General features: G+C 43.2%; 1 pseudogene. It reads right to left on the reverse strand.

Annotated elements, in window-relative coordinates:
- Window positions 1–86: 86 nt before the first annotated feature.
- Window positions 87–694 (reverse strand): annotated as a pseudogene (locus tag UF75_RS25850) (sodium:solute symporter family protein); the annotation flags it as partial.

The following is a 694-nucleotide window of genomic DNA, read 5'->3' on the forward strand; positions in this document are numbered from 1 at the left end:
GAAGGCCTGAGTCAGAAACAAGGGAATTGACTTTATCTGTGTTAGGAGGAGTTCCTCCGACGGCAGAAGCCATCATAGAAACCTTTTTAAGTGGTTTCATAGAAGTAAACATTCGAAAGTGCACCGACTGTAAAAGCGACGCCGGTCATAAAAAGGATAAATACTCCGCCAAAAGCTAAGGCTCTATTTAATTCTTTGCCAGATTTAACGGTCATATAACGAACGATAAGTTGAGGTTGGGCTAAAACACCAATGCCAACTCCAAGAACTAAGGTTGAAATGACAAACCACCAGTTTTGAGATAGAAATGTAGGCATTGAAGCAAAACCCACCATGCCTTGTTTTGCCAGCGCTGCAGGCACTAAACTATTCATGGCGTTTAACTTAGCGTGGGCGACAGAGACTCCACCTAACATCTTATACGTTAAAATAATGAGCAAGAGCATCATAACGAACATCAACGTACCCTGGAAGGCGTCAGTATAGACAACTCCTCTGAGGCCACCAAAAAAGACGTATGCTAAAACGACGAGAGAGAGAATCCAGAGCGCGGTTGTATAGTTCATCTTTAAGGATTCTTCTAAGAATCTTGCACCACCGATCATAACTGAGGCAGCATAGATGGGTAAGACGATACTCATGAGTGCTGCTGACCATCGGCGAATAAAGGGCGATTCATAATGCGATCCTAAAA

Origin of the sequence: Desulfosporosinus sp. I2, from assembly GCF_000960765.1 — a bacterium.
Taxonomy (GTDB): Bacteria; Bacillota; Desulfitobacteriia; order Desulfitobacteriales; family Desulfitobacteriaceae; genus Desulfosporosinus.